A 17,916-nucleotide genomic window follows, 5' to 3' on the forward strand; every position below is an offset into this window, starting at 1 on the left:
TTCCTCAGGCGGATTGGCTTCGCCGCCGGCCGGAGCGGGGCAGGAAGACGGAAAGGCCGGACAGGGCCTCGCTGGCGAGCGAGACGGTGACGAGGATGACGACGCCGTAGACGATCAGCAGCGCGCCGCTGGAGAGATTCAGCGCCGGCAGGAGCCCGGTCAGGATCGTCAGCACGAAGGCGCCGGCGATGGTGCCGATATAGTGGCCGCTGCCGCCGAGGATCGAGGCGCCGCCGATCGCCACCGCGGCGATCGAGGTGAAGAGATACGGGTCGCCCATGCCGAGATAGGCCTGCGCGGTGTAGCCGGTCAAAAGCATGCCGGCGAGCGCCGCCGTGAAGCCGGAGAGCGTGTAGGCGAGGACGGTGGTTCGCAACGTCGGCACGCCGGAGAACTCCGCCACCGTGGCGCTTGTGCCGACGGCATAGAGATGGCGTCCGAACGCCGTCTTCGACAGGAGCACGGTGGCGAGGACGGCGAGCGCGATCCAGAGGATCAGGATGACCGGGAAACCGAGGATGCGGCCGACCGCGAGGAACTGGATCGCTTGCGGCGCCGTCGAGGTCGGCGCGCCGCCCGTATAGACGAGGATGCCGCCCTGCAGGATGACGTTGACGGCGAGGGTCATGATGATCGGCGGCACGCCGAACAGCGCGACGCCGAGCCCGTTGATCATCCCCACCAGCGCGCCGGCGGCGAGCAGCAGCGGCACGATCCAGACCAGCGGCGCGTCCTGGCTGCCGGCAAGCAGCGTCATCAGCACGGCGGCGGAATTCAGCACCCAGGGCACGGAAAGGTCGATGCCGCCGCCGATGATGACGAAGGTCTGGCCGAGCGCGACGATGCCGATGAAGGCGGCGAGCACGGCCGTACTCCGGAGATGCGTCGCCGACAGGAAACCCGGCGCGACGACGCTGGTCAGCAAGAGCAGCACGATCATGCCGAGATAGGCGAGCAGGATGGCCCGGTGGCGGCGCAGGTTCATGAGAGGCTCCGTCGGGCGGATTTCTCGGCGATCGAGCTGGCGAGCACCGCGATCAGCAGGATGATGCCGGAGACGATCGGCTGCCAGTAGCTGGAGACCTCGAGCACGAAGACGAGGTTGCCGATGATGGTCAGGATGTAGGCGCCGATGATCGTGCCGACGAGGCCGCCGCGACCGCCGAACAGGCTGATGCCGCCGATCACCGCCGCCGCCACCGAGGGCAGGATGTAGTCCTTGCCGATGGTCGGCGAGCCGGCGCCGGTCTGGGTGGTGAGATACAGCGCCGCCAGCGCCGCGAACAGGCCGGAGAGGCCATAGGTGGCGAGATTGATGCCGAGCGGCGAGACGCCGGAGAGGAAGGCGGAGCGCTCGTTCGAACCGGTGGCGCGGATCGAGATGCCGAGCCGGGTCCGCTTGAACCAGAACCAGAAGACGAGGAGGGCGAGGAGCAGCCAGACGGAGCTCGAAAGTCCGAACCGCTCGGAAATGCCGAACCGCGTCCAGCCGGCCGGCAGGCTGCCGCCATCGGTCGGCAGGATGATCATCGCCGTGCCGGACAGGATCGACCAGGTCGCCAGCGTCACCAGGAAGGGCTGCAGGCGGAGCACGGTGATCAGCAGGCCGTTGAACGCGCCGACCAGGCCGCCGATCAAGACGATGCCGAACGCCCAGGCGGTCGCCTGCGCCGGATCCGTGCCGAAGCGTGTCGCGGCCAGCACGGTGCCGAGGCTGATCATGCCGCCGATCGAGAGGTCGATGCCGCCGCGCAAGAGCACGATGGTCTGGCCGGTCGCCGCCAGCAGCAGCGTCATTGCCGCCGCCGTATCGAGGTTCAGTTCGTCGATGGTGAAGACGCCATCGCGCAGCGTGCCGTAGACGGCGAGCAGCGCGGCCAGCATCACGCAGGGAATGATCAGCGAGGCGCGGTCGAGCAGCCTGCCGCGCCAGAGGGACGCCGCGCTCTGCCGCGTCGCCGCGCCGTCAGTTGGATGTTCGAGCGTCGCCATCGTCATGCCGCCCTCGTTTCGATCATGGCGGCGCGCAGGATCTGGCGCTCCGAATTGTCGTCGCCCTCGAGGATCGCGGCGAGCCGGCCGTTGCGCAGCACCGCGACCCGGTCGGCGACATGCACCAGTTCCGCGAGATCGCTCGAATAGAACAGGATGGCGTAGCCCTTGGCCGCGAGATCGCGCATCAACTGGAAGATCTCGCCCTTGGTGCCGACATCGATGCCGCGCGTCGGATCGTAGAGCAGCAGGATGCGCGCCTCGGTCAGGAGCATCTTGCCGAAGATCACCTTCTGCTGGTTGCCGCCGGAGAGCGTGCCGGCGAGCTGCTCGGGCGTGCCGGCCTTGATCTTCAGCGTGGCGATCATCTCCTCGACCAGTCTGCCCTCGCGCTTCGGATCGGTGAGGCCGAAGCGGGTGAAGCGCTGGATGACGGAAAGCGTCAGGTTCTCGCGCACGCTCTTCGAAAGCAGCAGGCCGTGATTGCGCCGGTCCTCCGGCACCAGCGCCAGGCCGTCGCGGCCGGTCAGCGCCTGGCGAGGTCCGCGGATCGTCTTGGTCTTGCCCCAGATCTCGACCGATCCGCGCGCCCCGCCAATGCCGAACAGTGCCTGGAACAATTCGCGCTGGCCGTGGCCCTGCATGCCGGCGACGCCGAGCACTTCGCCCTCGCGGAGATCGAGATCAATGCCGTCGAGGCGATGGCCGACGCCGAAACCGCGCAGCCGCACGGCCACCCGCTCCGTCGCCGTCGGCTTCCGCTCCGGATAGAGGCGGTCCATGCGGCGGCCGAGCATGTCGGCGATGATCGTCTCGTCATCGACCGAATGGGTGTCGTAGGCGGAAGCCGTCGCGCCATTGCGGAAGACGGTGATGCGGTCGGCGATCTGGCGCACCTCGCCGAGCCGGTGCGAGATGTAGATGACAAGCGTCCCCGCCCTGGCGAGGCCCTGCGACAGGCCGAGCAGCCAGTCCGTCTCGCGCGGCCCGAGCGCTGAGGTCGCCTCGTCGAGGATCAGCACCTTCGGATCGCTCGACAGCGCCTTGGCGATCTCGACGAGCTGCCGATCGGCCAGCGTCAGCCGGCGCAGTTCCTGATCCGGCCGGAGGCTCGGAAAGCCGTGCCGCGCGAACAGCGCCTCGGTGGCTTCGCGCAGGGCTCGCGCGCGGACGGTGCGGGCGAAGCTGAGCGGCTCGCGGCGAAACCAGATGTTCTGCTCGACGGTCAGATCGGGGATCAGCGACAATTCCTGGAACACGGGCGCGATACCGGCGTCCTGCGCGGCCTGCGGATTGCGCGGCCGGTAGGGCGAACCGCCGAGCGCGATGCTGCCGCCATCGGGGCGGACGGCGCCGGCGAGGATCTGGATGAAGGTGCTCTTGCCGGCGCCGTTTTCGCCGAGCAGGGCATGCACTTCACCGGCGCGGGCCGAGAAGTCGGCGCGGCTCAGCGCGGTGATGCCGCCATAGGATTTGGTGACGGCGGTGGCGGTCAGAAGTTCGGTCATGCGTGGCCGGATCTCTGGTCAGAATTGCAGCGGCAGGCGAGGGGCAGCTTCGGCGAAGGGTGAAGGGGCTTTCTGCCCATGAGCCGGTAGCAAGACCCTCACCCAACCCTCTCCCGCAAGCGGGCGAGGGCCAGGGTTCGATCAACTCCCTCTCCCGCGAGCGGGAGAGGGCTGGGGTGAGGGGGCTCTTACGAGCCGGCGGCTTCCTTGGCCGTGATCTCGACCCAGTCGGGCGTGATCGGCAGCGACAGGCCGGGCGCGAGATCGGGGAAGGCGTTCTTGCCGATCTCGATCTTCTGCATCTTCACGTCCGGATAGAGCTTCGAGGGCTGCGGATCGGTCGCCAGGAACGGGCCGTAGACGAAGACGTGCTTGTCCTCGACCTTCTTGCCGTCGAGGATGTCGACCGCGAGCTTCAGCGCCTCGGCCGAGAGATAGGCCGGGTTGGTCTCGAGGATGCACTGCGCCCCTTCCGTCTGCGCGCAGACGAGCGAGGCGGTGTTGTAGCCGCCGCCGGCGACGGGCACGAGCGGGCGGCCGGCGTCCTGCAGCGCCTTGATGGCGCCGGAGCCGTAGCCCTGGGTCAGGATCGCGTCGACCTGCGGATGGGCGGCGAGCAGCGAGGCGACGCCTTCCTGCTCGGGACCGAGCGCGTAATTGCCGTTGAAATAGCCGACAATTTCGATGCCGGGATAGTTCTTCAGCACCTTCTCGAAGCCGGATTGCAGCTGCTCGGAGATCGGCGCGCCGGCGAGGCCGCGATCGACGAACACCTTGCCCTTGCCGCCGATCTTTTCGGCGATCCACTCGGCCTGCACGGCCGGCAGCATGTTCCAGTCGGATTCGAGCTTGTAGGCGCAGTCGGCGGTGGCGACCTGGTCGAAGGTGATGACCAGGATGCCGGCGGCGCAGGCTTTCTCGATCGTCGGGTTCAGCGCGGTCGGCGAGCCGACGTCGATCAGGATCGCGTCCGGCTTGGCGCGAATGATGTTGTTGAGCGAGTTGATCTGCGCCTGCGTCGTCGTCTCGACATTCTCGACCTTCAGGTCGACGCGGCCTGCGAGCGGCGGCTTCTTCACCACGGCGTCGGCGATGCGCAGCATCTGCTGGCGCCAGTCATTGCCGACGAAGTTGTTGGAAAGATAGATCTTGTAGGTCTTCTCGCCCTCGGCCTTGGCCGGCGGGGCATAGCCATATGTCGTCGCGATCGCCGACAGGGCGACCAGTGCTGCGGCAGTGCGCTTCACGGTGTTTCCTCCCTCAAGGAATGCGTCGATGCATGCGCGCGGATGCTTCTTCCCGAAGGCGGCACCCGTCATGATAACGCGATCATCTGCGCCGGCGGTCCTGCGCGCCGACGATCCCTGCACCCCCTCCGGGCAGGGAATAAATATATGCTATTATAATCTCTTTGGGTTGTCCAGCCTGCCGGCCGTCATTCGAGATCGTTCGGCGCGTCGTAGGAAAGGCTGAACAGATCGGCGCGGTTCTTGTTGATCGTCAGTTCGACCGGCTCGCCCTCGGCGGACAGATAGAGCATCTCGATCACCAGGATCGGCCCGCCGACCGCATAGTCCAGCGCCTTCGCCAGCGCCTCGTCGGCGATGTCGGCCCGGACCGTGATCTTGGCGCCGGAAAGCTGGATGCCGAGATGGCGCTGAACGGCGCGGAAGACGACGACGTCGTCGAAATCGGCCCGCTTCAGCCGGCTGCCGATGGCGGGCGGGAAATAGAAGGTCGTCTGCCCGGTCGGGCCGTCCTTCTGGTGCAGCGTCGCCCGCAGGCAATGGCAGGCCTCGTCGGGCTTGAGGCCGAAGGCGGCGGTCGCCGCGGCCGAGCGTTCCTTGCGGTAGGAATGGATCTCGAGCGCGCGGCCCTTGGTCGATTCGGCGATCTGCGCGAAGCTCCGGAAGCCGAAGCTCGGCATGGCGGGGGCGGCCGGCGCCGTCACGATCGCCGGCTTCGCCGCGCGCTTCTTGATCAGCCCGTCATTCTCGAGATCGCGCAGCGCCTGGCGCACGGTGATCAGGCTGACGCCGAAGCGCTCGGCGAGGTCGGCTTCGCGCGGCAGCGAGGTCCCCGGCTGCAGCGTGCCGCTGGTGATCGGCTCCCTCAGGATGGCGACGAGCTGGCGGTAAAGCGGTCCGTCGTCGCGCGACAGCACGCGCGGCATGAAGCTTTCAAGGGCTGCGACGGCGCCCGCGGAATCGGACGGGTTGTCGCTTGCCGGCTCCGTCTTGCTTGCTCTCACCTGCGCATTCCCCAGAATCGAATTTGCCCCAGAAACGGAACTTGCCTCAGAATCGGAATTTGTTTGAACACCAAATTAGCGAAGTTCGGGGCCTGCACCAAAGCGCCGTTGCAACCCGCCCGGTTGCCGTTCGTTTCCATTAGATTATAGTATCATAATAGATCCGTGAAGTCCGACCTGTTCGGACCGATTGCCGGGGAGGGTAGGGGGCATGCGCAGCGATCTCAAAGGGAAGGTCGCCTTCGTGACGGGGGCCGCCGGCGGCATCGGACGGGGCATCGTCAGCCGGCTGGCGGCGAACGGCGCCTCGATCGTCGTCGCCGACATCAACGGCGAGGGCGCCCGCGACGTGGCGGCCAGCCTGCCGGATGCGCTCGCCGTGACGGTCGACATCCGCGATCCCGTTTCGGTCGACCGCGCCGTCGCGCTGACGATGGAAACATATGGCCGCCTTGATATTCTCGTCAACAATGCCGGCGTCAACACGCTGGCGCATCGCGTCGACGTCGACGCCTTCCCGGTCGAGGAATGGCACCGCATCGTCGGCATCGACCTCGACGGGCTGTTCCTGATGAGCCGGCGGGCGCTCGAGCCGATGCTGGCGGCAGGCGAGGGCGGCCGCGTCATCAACATCGCCTCGGTGGTCGGCCTCGCCGCCATGCGGCTGCAGAGCCCGTTCGTCGCCGCCAAGGCCGGCATCATCCACCTGACCCGCTCGATGGCGCTCGAGCTCGGGGCGAAGGGCGTGCTCGTCAACGCGATCGCGCCTGGCTCGATCATGACCGAGGCGACCAAGGCGCTGTTCTACGGCGCCGAGGGCAAGTTCCAGGCGAAGACCCAGGCGTTCATGGAGCACATTCCGCTCGGCCGCCCGGGCACGCCGGAGGAGATCGCGGAAGCCGTGCTTTTCCTCGCCGCGCCGGAATCTTCCTACATCAACGGCCAGATCCTCGCCGTCGATGGCGGCTGGACGGCCGGCTACATGATGTGAAACGAGAGAGGGGTTAACACGGTTCTCGCGTTAACCCCTCTGTTAGCGTCTCGTAACCGTCCCGTCAGCGCGGGCGCGGCCTCATACCAGCAGTCGCAGCGGCGCCTCGACAAGGTCGCGGAATCCGGCGAGGATTCTTGTCGCGTCGCCCTCCGGAATGGCGCTCGCATCGTGCACCAGCAGCACCTCGGCGCTCGCAGCGTCATCGGCGGCGACGACGAGGAGGCGGAGCTCGGCATCGGCCGGCAGTGCGCCGGCGACGGGCCGGATGCCCCGGGTCGAGAGCCGCGACATAACCAGCGCCTTGCCGGTCGTGTCGCTATTCGTCTCTCCGGCGAGCCGCCGCGCGATCTCGGTCGGCGCCAGCGTCACGGAGCGGGGGATGGTTACCCCTCCACCCTCGGCCTTTATCCAACGGAGCACATCGGCGTGCGCTCCGGCTGATCGCGCCGCCGCCTTGACCAGGAAGGCGTCGATCGGAAGCGCCGCACCCGATGCCACGATGAACTCGGCAAGGGGGCCAAGCTCGATCGTCGCGGAAAAGGCCGAGATCGACCGGGGCTGCGCCGCCGCAAGCGCCGGAGCCGCAAGGGCGGTTTCGGGTGCCGGAGCGGGCGTCGTCATCACCTCCGGGCCAGGGGCCGTCACGCCCGCCGCGACCGGCGCCGATAGCAGATCGCCGGCGACGATGCGGCCGTTCGGGCCGGAGCCGGCGAACCCTTCGAGCGCGAGGCCGCGCTCGCGGGCGAGCCGTTTCGCATAGGGCGAGGCGAGGATACGGACGGGCGCGTTCATGCCGTTCTCCTCACCGGACGCTGCCGATGCGGCCGCCCATCGGCACGACCGCGCCCTTCGGCTGCTCGATCGGTCCGAGAATGCCGTCGACCGGCGCTTCGATCTCGACCACGGCCTTGTCCGTCTCGATCTCGGCGACGATCTCGCCCGCCTTGACCGCGTCGCCCTCCGCCTTGAGCCAGCCGACGATCGTGCCTTCCGACACCGTCAGATCGCCGAACGGCATGGTGATCGGCTCGCCGTCGCCAGCTGGCACCGCCGCCGCGGCAGGGGGGGCCGCCGGAGCCGGTGCGGCTGCGACAGGCGCGGCGACCGGTGCCGGAGCCGCCTGGCCACCGACATGACGCCAGTGCTTCGGCACCGGCGGCTTGCCTTCGAGCACACCCTTCGCGCCGGCGACGATCTTGTCGGTATCGACCAGCATGGCGCGCTCCAGTGACGGCGCCAGCGGATGCGGCTGCGCATCCGTATGGAGGCGGCCGACCGGCGCGTCGAGATCGTCGAAGGCGAGCTCGTTCATCGCCTGCGCCACCTCGGCGCCGACGCCGAACGCCCCCCAGCCTTCGTCCACCACCAGCAGCCGGTGCGTCTTGGCGACAGACTTCGCCACCGTGCCGACGTCGAGCGGCATGATGGTGCGGAGGTCGATCACCTCGGCCGAGACGCCCTCGGCGCTGAGCTTCTCCGCCGCCTCCAGCGCGCGATGCACCAACTGCCCGGCCGCGACGATGGTGATGTCGGCGCCCTTGCGGGCAATCCGCGCCAGACCGAACGGCACCAGATGCTCGCCGGTCGGCACCGCGCCCTTGGTGGCGAACAGCGCCTTCGGCTCCAGCATCATGACGGGATCGCCGGCCCGGAGCGCCGTCTTCATCAGCCCCTTGGCGTCGGCCGGCGTCGAGGGCATGCAGACGATCAGGCCCGGAATATTGGCCCAGCTCGGATGATAGGTGCCGCTGTGATGGGGGCCTGCCGAGCGCACCGCGCCGGAACCGACCCGCACCACCATTGGCGCGTTCATCTGCCCGTTCGACATGTAGCGCAGCTTCGCCGCCTGCAGCACGATCTGCCCCGCCGCCTCGAACACGAAATCGGCGAACATCAGGTCGGCGATCGTCCGGGTCCCCGTCGCCGAGGCGCCGATCGCGGCCCCCGTAAAACCCTGCTCGGAGATCGGCGTGTCGACCATGCGGTTGGGGCCAAACTCGGCCCAGAGGTTCTTGGTGTGCGCGAAGGTGCCGCCGCGCTCGCCGGTGCCCTCGCCGAGATAGAGGATGTTCTTGTCGCGGCGCATTTCCTCCGCGATGCCGTCGCGCACCGCGTCGAGCCAGCTCTGCGTCACGCTCGCCGTCGGCGCCGCCTGCACGAGCGCGTCCGCCGGGTTGATCGGCTCTGCATAGACATGCAGCCCCGTCGTCGCCGGATCCGGCTCGGGCGAATTGCGCGCGAATTCGAGCGATTTCTGCACGATGCCGTCGATCTTCGCGTCGATCGCATCGAGCGCCTCGACCGAGGCAGCCTCAAAATCCTCGAGAATGCGACGGCGCAGCATCTGGATCGGGTCGCGCTTCGCCCATGCGTCCACCTCCGACTGCGTCCGATAGGTGCCGGTCACCGGGTCGCCCTCGTGGTGGCCGACGGTGCGATAGGTCTTCGCCTCGATCAGCGTCGGGCCCTCGCCGGAACGGGCGCGCGAAATCGCCTCGGCCATCACCTGCCAGACGGCGATGACGTCGTTGCCGTCGACGGCGACGCCGGGAATGCCATAGGCCGCCGCGCGGGTCGCGATCTCGGGGTTCAGCGTCGCCGAGGCAAGCGGCGTCGCGGTGGCATAGAGGTTGTTCTCGCAGATAAAGATCGCCGGCGCCTTCTGGATGCCGGCGAAATTGAGCGATTCATGGAAGCCGCCATGGTTGGTGGCGCCGTCGCCGAAGAAGGCGACGCCGACGTCGTCGCGGCCCTGCGTGCGGGCCGACATGCCGGCGCCGACGGCATGGCTGATGCCGGCGGCGACGATGCCGTTGGTGCCGAATAGGCCGACCGAGCGGTCATAGAGATGCATGGTGCCGCCGCGCCCGCCGCAACAGCCGTCGCGCTTGCCGAACAGTTCCGCCATCAGGATGTTGGGGTCCATGCCCTTGGCGAGCGCGTGGCCATGGCCGCGATGCGTCGAGGTGATCCAGTCGGTAGGCCGGAGATGCGCGCAGACGCCGACGGCCGTCGCCTCCTCGCCGATATAGAGATGCAGGAATCCGGGCGTCTCGCCCTTGCGGCAGGCGGTCTGCGCCACGCTCTCGAAGCGGCGGAGCAGCACCATCTGCTCGTAGAGGTCGAGCAGCGCCGGGGCGGTGAGCCCGGCCGGCAGGACCTTGCCGGGGGCGCTGCGGACGACCGGGCCGGCGGGGGCCGCCGCCTTCGCCTCGAGGCCCCGGCCTCCGCTCTTTCTGCCGTCGGAGCGGGTGGCTTCCGGGCTCAATGCCTGGCTCAATTCCTGGCTCGCGTCCGGGCTTGGTTGCGCGCTCATGCTTCCTCCCTCTTCCCCGTCGGGCAACGGGGCGATGCGTCCTCGCGTCCGGGTGGACATCGCATCAAAAATTATAATAGCATGATGTTATGTTATCGAGCGGCGAATTGCCAAGGCCAAAAAGCATAGGTCCTGCAAATCGTCGGAGAGGCGCGGGACGGCAGGCCGGGCGATTGCTTCAGGCCGGCCGGCAGCGGGCCGATGCCGGGCGGCGCGCCGGCCCGCGTCGCGGGAAAGCCGCACCGGTACAAGAGGTTGAGCCTCGCGGCGTTTCCATGGAACGATGCGCGGCAAGCATTGGGGGGAGAACGCATGGAAGTCGAACTGGCCGGCCAGACCGCGCGCATCGCGGGCGCTGAATCCGCCATCCTGGAGGCGGTCGTCGCCGCGCTCCGCGCCAATGGCGCGATCGTCACGCGGGATTTGGCACCAGCCTCCGGCTCGCCCCGGCAGGGAGAAGACGAGGCGGGCGGCGGCGAAGTTTTGGGCGAGAGCATCGCGGCGCCGGATATCCTGATCCTCGCCCATCCGCTGGCGCCCGACGCCGCCCACCGGCCCGAGGCGCTCGTCGCCGAGGCGGAGCGCATCGCGAGCGCCATGGTTTCGCGCGGCTCGGGCCGCATTGTCCATCTCGTCTCAGCCGCCGGCCTCGTCCCGATGCGCCGCCATCCGGCCTGGTCGGCGGCGGCGGCCTCGGTGATCGCAGCCGTCCGGGCGCTGGCCATGACGGCCGCTCCCGCTGTCCGCGTCAATGCCGTCGCCGTCGGCCGTATCGAGGCGGAAGACGAGGGCGGGGCGGATCCGGCAGCCAGCGGCGACGCGGCGATGCTCAGCCACGTGCCGCTCGGCCGCGCCGGCGCGCCGGCCGACATCGCCCACGCCGTGCTCTTCCTGGTCGACCCGCTGAACAGCTACACCACCGGCCAGACCCTCGCCGTCGACGGCGGCTGGACGACCGGCTACGGCCGCAATTTCTGATTTCGTCTCGTCCGGACATCATCTTGGTCAGGCGAGACGTATCTGGACGTCCAAGCCTTCACGTCTCTCCGAGGGAGACCTTTGCAGAACACCACCCTCATCATGCTGAGGAGCCCCGAAGGGCGTCTCGAAGCACGCAGAGCGGTTCTGCAATCGATGCACTGCCCCTAAACCGTGCGTCCTTCGAGGCCCGAGCTACGCTCGGGCGCCTCAGGATGAGGGGGCCGGCGCACTGCATGACTGTCGCCTAGGGTTGCGCGAAGGTTTCCTGATGGAGGGGTCGACGGCCGGAGGCCCGCGGGTGAGGGTTTACGGCCTCGCCGGAGGGTTCCCTATACCCTCTCCCAGAGGGAGCGAGGCTTCCGGCATGAGCGACGCGTCATCCCACCCTTGCCATCATCCCGGGCTTGACCCGGGATCCATGCAGCCGGGTTGTCGCCGCGCGGAACCCCCGGAGCCTCGCGACGCCTGGATCCTTGCTTGTGCAAGGATGGAGGCGAATGACGGAGCCATGCGAGCGACTGGCCACGGATGGCGCCTCGACCGGCATGCCCGTCTCAACCCCCCCATCATCCTGAGGAGGGGCCGGAGGCCCGTCTCGAAGGACGCACGGCGCGCCTGCATCCAATACGCGCCACAAAAGGCTCTCCGGAAAGCGGGGACGACCTCCACGCGCCCCTTTCGCGCGCGGCCCCGGCGGCTAACATCGAAGCCACGAACAGAATCCAAGGAAACGCCCGCATGATCGAACTCGCCGCCGGTGATCTCACCCTCGTCCTCGCACCCGAAATCGGCGGCTCGATCGCCGCCTTCCGCAAGAACGGCGTCGACATCCTGCGGGCGCTGACGCCGGAGCGCGCGGCGAAGGGCGACGTGCTCGGCGTCGCCTCCTTCCCGATGCTGCCCTATGCCAACCGCATCGATGGCAACGAATTCACCTTCGACGGCGTCACCTATCGTTTCGCTGCCAACAACGGCGCCGAGCGCTTTAATGTGCACGGCAGCGGCTGGCAGTCCGCGTGGCAGGCGGAGCAGCTCTCGGACACGGCCGTCCTGATGACGCTGGAGCGCCGCGTCGCCGGCGAGCCATTCCAGTACCGCGCCACGCAGCGCTTCGAGCTCGCGCCGGAGGGACTGACGCTGACGACGACGCTGGAAAACCTCGGCCCCGTCCGCATGCCCTTCGGCTTCGGCCATCACCCCTGGTTCGAGCGCGACGCCGATGTCGAGCTCACCTTCAACGCCCGAAACTTCTGGCTCGAAGCCCCGGACGGCGTCGCCGGCTCGCGCATCACCGTGCCGCCAGAACTCGATTTCTCACGCGGCGCGAAGCTGCCAAGCCACTGGCGCAACAATGATTATTCCGGCTGGGACGGCGTCGCCGAACTCCGCTTCCCCTCGCGCGGCGTGACACTCGTGATCGAGGCCGAACCCATCTTCGAAAACCTGATGCTCTACGCCGACCCGAACCAAACCTTCTTCTGCCTGGAACCCCAAACCAACGTCCCTTGCGCCGTCAACAAGCTGGAAGCCGGCGAGCACGGCCTCGGCCTGGTCGTGCTCAACCCGGGCGAAGCAATGGCGGGGGTGGTGCGGTTTGGGGTGATACCTTTGTCTGGCTGAGATACTACCAGAATATTGGGTCACCTTCCGGCATCGCGCGCAGCGTTTTCGATCCAACTCCCGATATTGTTGTAGCCGTCGTCGCGAACCCAATCATACGTGCGGTAACGAGTATATGGAATACCCTTGGTAGCTAAGTGAGCAAGAGGGTTTTGTCCTGGAAGATCTGTGCCAGTGAGTGGGTCGCGTACGTTGTGAATATCGATCGCTAGTATTCCCATACGACGCTGGTAGCTCTGCTCGATCTCATATCTCACCCAACTTCTTTCAAAGGTCTCGCGGCCGAACAGTACTGCCGTCACGGAGCATCCATATAACTGGTCATCTATCCACCTCTGGATGCCGCCAGCTCGTCGCTTAGCTTCTTCAAAGTCGGCGTTGTCATAAAACGGTGGAGCCGCTCCGCGTTCGCGAATTACCCACGACTGCCTAACCTGCTGGATTCTGCGGACATCTCGAGCATAGTGAAAACTAAAAAATACCTTACGAACCACCTTGATGTCCTCTTTGAAGTATCTTGACTAGATCGAGTGTGATGTCGATTATTCGACCCAAACTCGTGCTCTCGTCTGCTAATTCACCGAGTATTCTGGGCCCGTCTTCGCCCCATTCGGGAATGAATTTGTCTGGATCGGCGATAGCAATATTTGCAAGCGCATTGGCGGCGGCACCCGTAGCTCCCACTGGAATGACGACGAGACCTTGCTGGCGGGCGATCTCGAATTCGCGTACAACGCCATCGGCAGAGATAACATCATCGCCGCTGTACTTATTGCCGAATAAGAACAATGCTATGCCTGCGTGGGAAATTATCTCCTTCCGATAGGTCTCCCACAGTTCGTCCCTTTCCTCATGTCTTCCTGATTGGGGAAAGGGGCGGAGGATAAGTGAGTCCTCAATGCTTCCATTGAGCCGCATTACCTCGCGTAGTCCTCCGGTAAATATTGCATCACCAATTCCGGCACCTAGGCCGGTTGCAACTCTGCTCCCACTAGCCACCAAGCTCCGACCCAATTCTTGAGCAAACTCGGATACCGCTTGCTGTCCCCATGGTTCAAAATTGGCCGCGCTTGTCGATATGAATACGGTTCGACGTCTATATCTACTTACAAGTTCTTCCAGAAAGTCGGTTATTTCGTTGTAATCATCAATCAAAAGAACGCGTACGTTGAAGCGCTTTAGGTCCTCAATTACAAGGGCCTGACGCGTTCTGTCGTGTTCGAATGCTTTGTCGGATTCATCCGCCCTCTTAGTTCTTGTACGAAAAACTGCAAAGTGCCTTCTTTGATTGGTCGTAAAAGTCAGGCGAACTCTTGCGAGTACCTGTTCAAGATTGGGGTCTGTGAAGCTAAATCCCAAAAAAAGGAAGGTCTTTGATACAAGGTCGCCTGCCAGGGCCGTTATGAATGCTCCGCGATCTGTCGAATATCTCTCAAAATCATCGCGAGTGGCAACCGCTTCGTCTGGACGGTCAACATCCCCATGCATTTTATAAACAATCGCATCACGGCGCGGGCGCGTCGTTGCTAGCTGCTGTATGGCACTCTTTATATCGACGATTTTCCCGGCATCTTTGAGCGCGTTCTCGATGAGTTTATCATAATTCGTTGTCCACCAAGTACGAATTGGTAGCTTCGCTAGAAGTATGTGGTTCTGAGTGGGAGGATTATCGGCCGATAGGGCTTCAATAACTGCCTTGTGGAGTCTATGCCTATTTCGACCATTTGCGTTGACATGGAACTGCGCGACCGCAACAAGGTCGCTCTCTAGGTCGATGTCGAGATCGAGCTCTTGTGAGAGGGGGCGAATAAGTTCGCGCCAATCTACGAAACCTGCAGGTGCGGAGAGTCCTGCGCCGGCAAAAATGGCTGCGTTCCCTTCTACAACTTCTGCCAGGTACTCACTAATGAATGAAGTGATGGCTGTCTTCATTTTCGATACACGAGCTAGCAATGGGGAAACGGAACGTCGATATCGTTTGCAGTAAGAGTCGATCGATTTATCCTTAATTTTACTAACTTATGAAACAATAAAGTCAATCGGGGCGTGCAAAGATTTGTAAGAGCTATCCAGGCGTGTGAGCTCAACGCGTTTGTATGGTTGCGTTGGAGTACGCGTCGGACACCGCGATGCAATGTCTGGCGACCGCCCAGTCCGCACAGTGACAGAACCGAACGAACGACATCCCGAGAGCCCCTTCGCGAGGCTGCTCGTGATCCTCGGGGTCGGTCCGGTGTTGGGCGCAGTATTGGTGGGTCACGGGTTCGTGCGCACCTAGGGCTGCTAGTGGAATGCCGGGCGGGGCTCTCAGGTCCCTACAACAACAGCGCCGTCAGCCCGCCATCCGCCGTGAAGGCGCTCCCCGTGACAAACGACGCGTCGTCGGAGAGCAGGAAGGCGATGGCGCGGGCGAGTTCGGCCGGGTCGGCGACGCGTGGGACTTTGCGCTCGTCGAAATAGAGCCCGGCCGCCTCGACGCGCTCGCGGGCGTCGGGGGCGTCGCCGAGAGTCATTCTTGTCGCCACCGAGCCGACGATGACCGCGTTGACGCGGATGCGGTCGACCGCGTAGTCGAGCGCCATCTGCTTCGAGAGGCCGACCACGGCCGCCTTGGTGGCGGCATAGGCCGGCACGCCCGGAACGGTCGCGACCGCATGCACCGAGGCGAGGTTGACGACCGAGCCGCCGCCCGCCGCGCGGATCAGCGGCAGCGCCGCGCGGCAGACGCGAAAGATCGCGGTCAAATTGACGGAGACGCAGAGGCCCCATTCCGCATCCGTGACGTCCTCCAGGCGCTTGCCCGTCGGATAGATGCCGGCGCAATTGACCACGGCGTCGAGCCGCCCGGATGTCTCATGCGCACGCGCGATCGCCGCGCGGATCGCCGCGTCGTCGGTCAGGTCCACCTCGGCGAAATGGAGCGGCAGGCCGCGTTTGGCGTAGTCGGCGGCGAGCGCATGGCCTTCCGCCGCGTCGAGGCCGAGGCCGTGCACGCTTGCTCCCTCGGCGACGAGATGCTCGGCCGTGGCGCGGCCGATGCCGGTCGCGGCGCCGGTGACCAGGATTGATTTGCCGGCGAAGCGTTTCGTCATGCTGTGTGTCCTGCCTTCGCCAGCGCGGCGCGCTGCATCTCGGCCTGCGCGGCGGTGATGGTGCGCAGCACCTTGTCCTCGCTGCCTTCGGATCGCGAAAATTCGCCGACGAGGCGGCCATCAGCGACGACGAGGCAGCGGTCGGCGATGCCGATCACCTCTTCCAGCTCCGAGGCGACGACGATGAGCGCCACGCCCTTGTCGGCCAAATCGACGATCAGCCGGTAGATCTCGGCGCGGGTCGCCGCGTCGACGCCCTTGGTCGGCTCGTCGAGAAGCAGGATGCGCGGCGCGCGCATCAGCACGCGGGCGAAGAGCAGCTTCTGCTGGTTGCCGCCGGAGAGATGGGCGACGGAGGATTGCGGCGAGCGCGCCTTGACGTTGAGCGCCCGCATCGCGGCCAGCACGGCGCTCTTCTCGCGGCCCTCGCGCACCATGCCGTGGCTCGAAAGCGGGCTGAGATTGCCGATGGTGATGTTGGCGCCGACGGGCAGGTTGAACAGCAGCCCGTCGCGCTTGCGGTCCTCGGTCAAAAGCGCGATGCCGGCGGCGCGGGCGTCGGCGGCGGTACGGATCGCGACCGGCGCGCCGTCGACGGCGATTTCGCCGGAATAGGGGATGCGGCCGTAGATCGCATGAAGGATCTCGGTGCGGCCGGAGCCGAGCAGGCCGGCGAGGCCGAGGATTTCGCCCGGGCGCACGTCGAAGGAGACGTCGCTGACGCCGCGATTGACGCCGAAGCGGCCGGCGATCGAGAGGTTCTTCACCTGGAGCAGCGGCCTCGTTTCGGCCGGCGGCGCGTCGTGATGGGGATAGAGGCGCTGCAGCTTCTGGCCCGACATGGCGTAGATGAACTGCTCCTCGTCGAAGGCGTCGCGCTCGATCGCGGCGGCGACGCGGCCGTCACGCAGCACCGTGGCGCGGTCGCAGATGGCGAGCACTTCGGGCAGGCGGTGGGTGATGAAGATCATCGTCTTGCCCTGCGCCTTCAGCCGGCGCAGCACGGAGAACAGCCGCTCGACCTCGACGCCGGAGAGCGACGCGGTCGGCTCGTCCAGCATCAGCACGCGGGGCTTGATGGAGAGGGCGCGCGCGATCATCACCAGGTGGCGCTGCGCCGAGGTCAGGCTCGCGACCAGCATGCGCGGGTCGATCGAAAGGCCGAGCTCGGCGAAGAGGGCGCGCGCCTCGGCTTCCATGCGGCGGCGGTTGATGATCGGGCCGCGGCCGAGGCCGGTATGGCCGGCGAAGACGTTCTCCGCGACGGTGAGCTGTTCGAGCACCTCGATTTCCTGCGGCACGTAGCCGACACCGCGGGCGCGGGCCTCCGAGGTCGAGGCGAAGGCGACCAGCTCGCCGTCGACGAGGATCTCGCCCGAATAGGAGCCGGCCTTGTGCACGCCGTTCAGGATCTTGACGAGGGTCGACTTGCCGGCGCCGTTCTGGCCGAGCAGGGCGTGGATCTCGCCGGGATGCACGGCGAAATCCACGCCACGCAGTGCCTGCACGCCGGCGAAGCTCTTGGCAATGGCGCGGGTCTGGATGACGGGCGGGGCGGTCACTGGGTCGGTCATGTCTTTGTCCCCGGAAGGTTCTTCTTTCAAACGCGCGGTCTCTTTCGCCGCTCCCTTTGGAAGGGGGCAGGCATTCGCATTCCTTGCCGCCGGCCTGCCGGTGGCGCATCCGGCCGCGCCACGCTCGCCGTCATCCCGGGCAAGCGCAGCGCGACCCGGGATCCATTCAGCCGCCGGCGGAAGGCAGCGTGGATCCCTGCTTTCGCAGGGATGACGGCGGAGGATGGGGCGGTGCTCGTCGCGCTCATCCCGCCGTCGTCGTCCGTGAAGCGCCCTGCAGCATCTCTCTCACCGCTCCCTGAGAGATCCCTTTGCAGAGCACCATCCTCATCATGCTGAGGAGGCCCGAAGGGCCGTCTCGAAGCACGCAGAGAGGTCGTGCCATCGATAGATTGCCCCGAGACCGTGCGTCCTTCGAGGCCCGAGCTGCACTCGGGCACCTCAGGATGATGGGGACCGAGCCTCGCGCGGCGGCTAGACAGCGAGGCGCGAGGATTTCCCTCGGGAAGAGGGGAGGCGTCGACTTTCCCATCTCGGCGCCTCCGATTCGGCCCTTGCCTCGCCAAGGAAGCAAGGCCCTCACCCAGC

The 17,916-nt window shown here is 66.2% G+C and carries 14 protein-coding genes; 3 read left to right on the forward strand and 11 right to left on the reverse strand.

What is annotated here, in order from left to right:
* Positions 1 to 4: 4 nt before the first annotated feature.
* The 5 genes from K32_RS02770 to K32_RS02790 form a co-directional block, all read right to left on the reverse strand.
* Complete coding sequence (locus tag K32_RS02770) at positions 5 to 985, reverse strand: ABC transporter permease (RefSeq protein WP_201402556.1); 981 nt, start codon at positions 983 to 985, stop codon at positions 5 to 7.
* Positions 982 to 1,998, reverse strand: coding sequence for an ABC transporter permease (locus K32_RS02775; RefSeq protein WP_201402557.1), 1,017 nt, complete (start codon positions 1,996 to 1,998; stop codon positions 982 to 984). The genes K32_RS02770 and K32_RS02775 overlap by 4 nt, the downstream gene beginning before the upstream one ends.
* Entirely contained in the window at positions 1,995 to 3,500 is a 1,506-nt protein-coding gene (locus K32_RS02780) for a sugar ABC transporter ATP-binding protein (protein WP_201402558.1), read from the reverse strand. Before K32_RS02780 ends, K32_RS02775 begins: the two co-directional genes overlap by 4 nt.
* 188 nt (positions 3,501 to 3,688) lie before the next feature.
* Positions 3,689 to 4,747: a sugar ABC transporter substrate-binding protein gene (locus tag K32_RS02785; protein ID WP_201402559.1), complete on the reverse strand. Its 1,059-nt coding sequence runs from the start codon at positions 4,745 to 4,747 to the stop codon at positions 3,689 to 3,691.
* Positions 4,748 to 4,935: 188 nt separating this feature from the next.
* A complete protein-coding gene (locus K32_RS02790; protein ID WP_201402560.1) occupies positions 4,936 to 5,751 on the reverse strand; it encodes a GntR family transcriptional regulator in 816 nt (271 codons plus the stop codon).
* A gap of 211 nt (positions 5,752 to 5,962) precedes the next feature.
* On the opposite strand from K32_RS02790, the gene K32_RS02795 reads away from it, so the two are divergent.
* Positions 5,963 to 6,742: an SDR family NAD(P)-dependent oxidoreductase gene (locus K32_RS02795; RefSeq protein WP_201402561.1), complete on the forward strand. Its 780-nt coding sequence runs from the start codon at positions 5,963 to 5,965 to the stop codon at positions 6,740 to 6,742.
* 81 nt (positions 6,743 to 6,823) lie between these two features.
* Here K32_RS02795 and K32_RS02800 read toward each other — a convergent pair whose 3' ends face one another.
* Positions 6,824 to 7,537 carry an E3 binding domain-containing protein gene (locus K32_RS02800; protein WP_201402562.1) on the reverse strand — a complete coding sequence of 238 codons (714 nt, stop codon included), beginning with the start codon at positions 7,535 to 7,537 and terminating at the stop codon, positions 6,824 to 6,826.
* A 10-nt stretch (positions 7,538 to 7,547) separates the two neighbouring features.
* On the reverse strand, positions 7,548 to 10,061 hold the full coding sequence (locus K32_RS02805) for a thiamine pyrophosphate-dependent enzyme (protein WP_244669807.1): 2,514 nt from the start codon (positions 10,059 to 10,061) through the stop codon (positions 7,548 to 7,550).
* A gap of 312 nt (positions 10,062 to 10,373) precedes the next feature.
* Here K32_RS02805 and K32_RS02810 point away from each other — a divergent pair, with 312 nt between their 5' ends.
* Positions 10,374 to 11,039, forward strand: coding sequence for an SDR family oxidoreductase (locus K32_RS02810; protein ID WP_201402563.1), 666 nt, complete (start codon positions 10,374 to 10,376; stop codon positions 11,037 to 11,039).
* Between the two features lie 741 nt (positions 11,040 to 11,780).
* Positions 11,781 to 12,662, forward strand: a complete 882-nt coding sequence (locus K32_RS02815) for an aldose 1-epimerase (RefSeq protein ID WP_201402564.1) — start codon at positions 11,781 to 11,783, stop codon at positions 12,660 to 12,662.
* Between the two features lie 20 nt (positions 12,663 to 12,682).
* On the opposite strand, the gene K32_RS02820 is transcribed toward K32_RS02815, so the two are convergent.
* From K32_RS02820 to K32_RS02835, 4 genes are all read right to left on the reverse strand, one after another.
* A complete protein-coding gene (locus K32_RS02820) occupies positions 12,683 to 13,156 on the reverse strand; it encodes a TIR domain-containing protein (RefSeq protein ID WP_201402565.1) in 474 nt (157 codons plus the stop codon).
* Positions 13,146 to 14,594 (reverse strand): SIR2 family protein, encoded by a 1,449-nt coding sequence (locus tag K32_RS02825; RefSeq protein ID WP_201402566.1) that lies wholly within the window; start codon positions 14,592 to 14,594, stop codon positions 13,146 to 13,148. The genes K32_RS02820 and K32_RS02825 overlap by 11 nt, the downstream gene beginning before the upstream one ends.
* Positions 14,595 to 14,977: 383 nt before the next feature.
* Positions 14,978 to 15,754 (reverse strand): SDR family NAD(P)-dependent oxidoreductase, encoded by a 777-nt coding sequence (locus K32_RS02830; RefSeq protein WP_201402567.1) that lies wholly within the window; start codon positions 15,752 to 15,754, stop codon positions 14,978 to 14,980.
* Entirely contained in the window at positions 15,751 to 17,328 is a 1,578-nt protein-coding gene (locus K32_RS02835) for a sugar ABC transporter ATP-binding protein (protein ID WP_201402568.1), read from the reverse strand. The genes K32_RS02830 and K32_RS02835 overlap by 4 nt, the downstream gene beginning before the upstream one ends.
* Positions 17,329 to 17,916 lie beyond the last annotated feature (588 nt).

It is taken from the genome of Kaistia sp. 32K (assembly GCF_016629525.1).
Classification (GTDB): domain Bacteria; phylum Pseudomonadota; class Alphaproteobacteria; order Rhizobiales; family Kaistiaceae; genus Kaistia.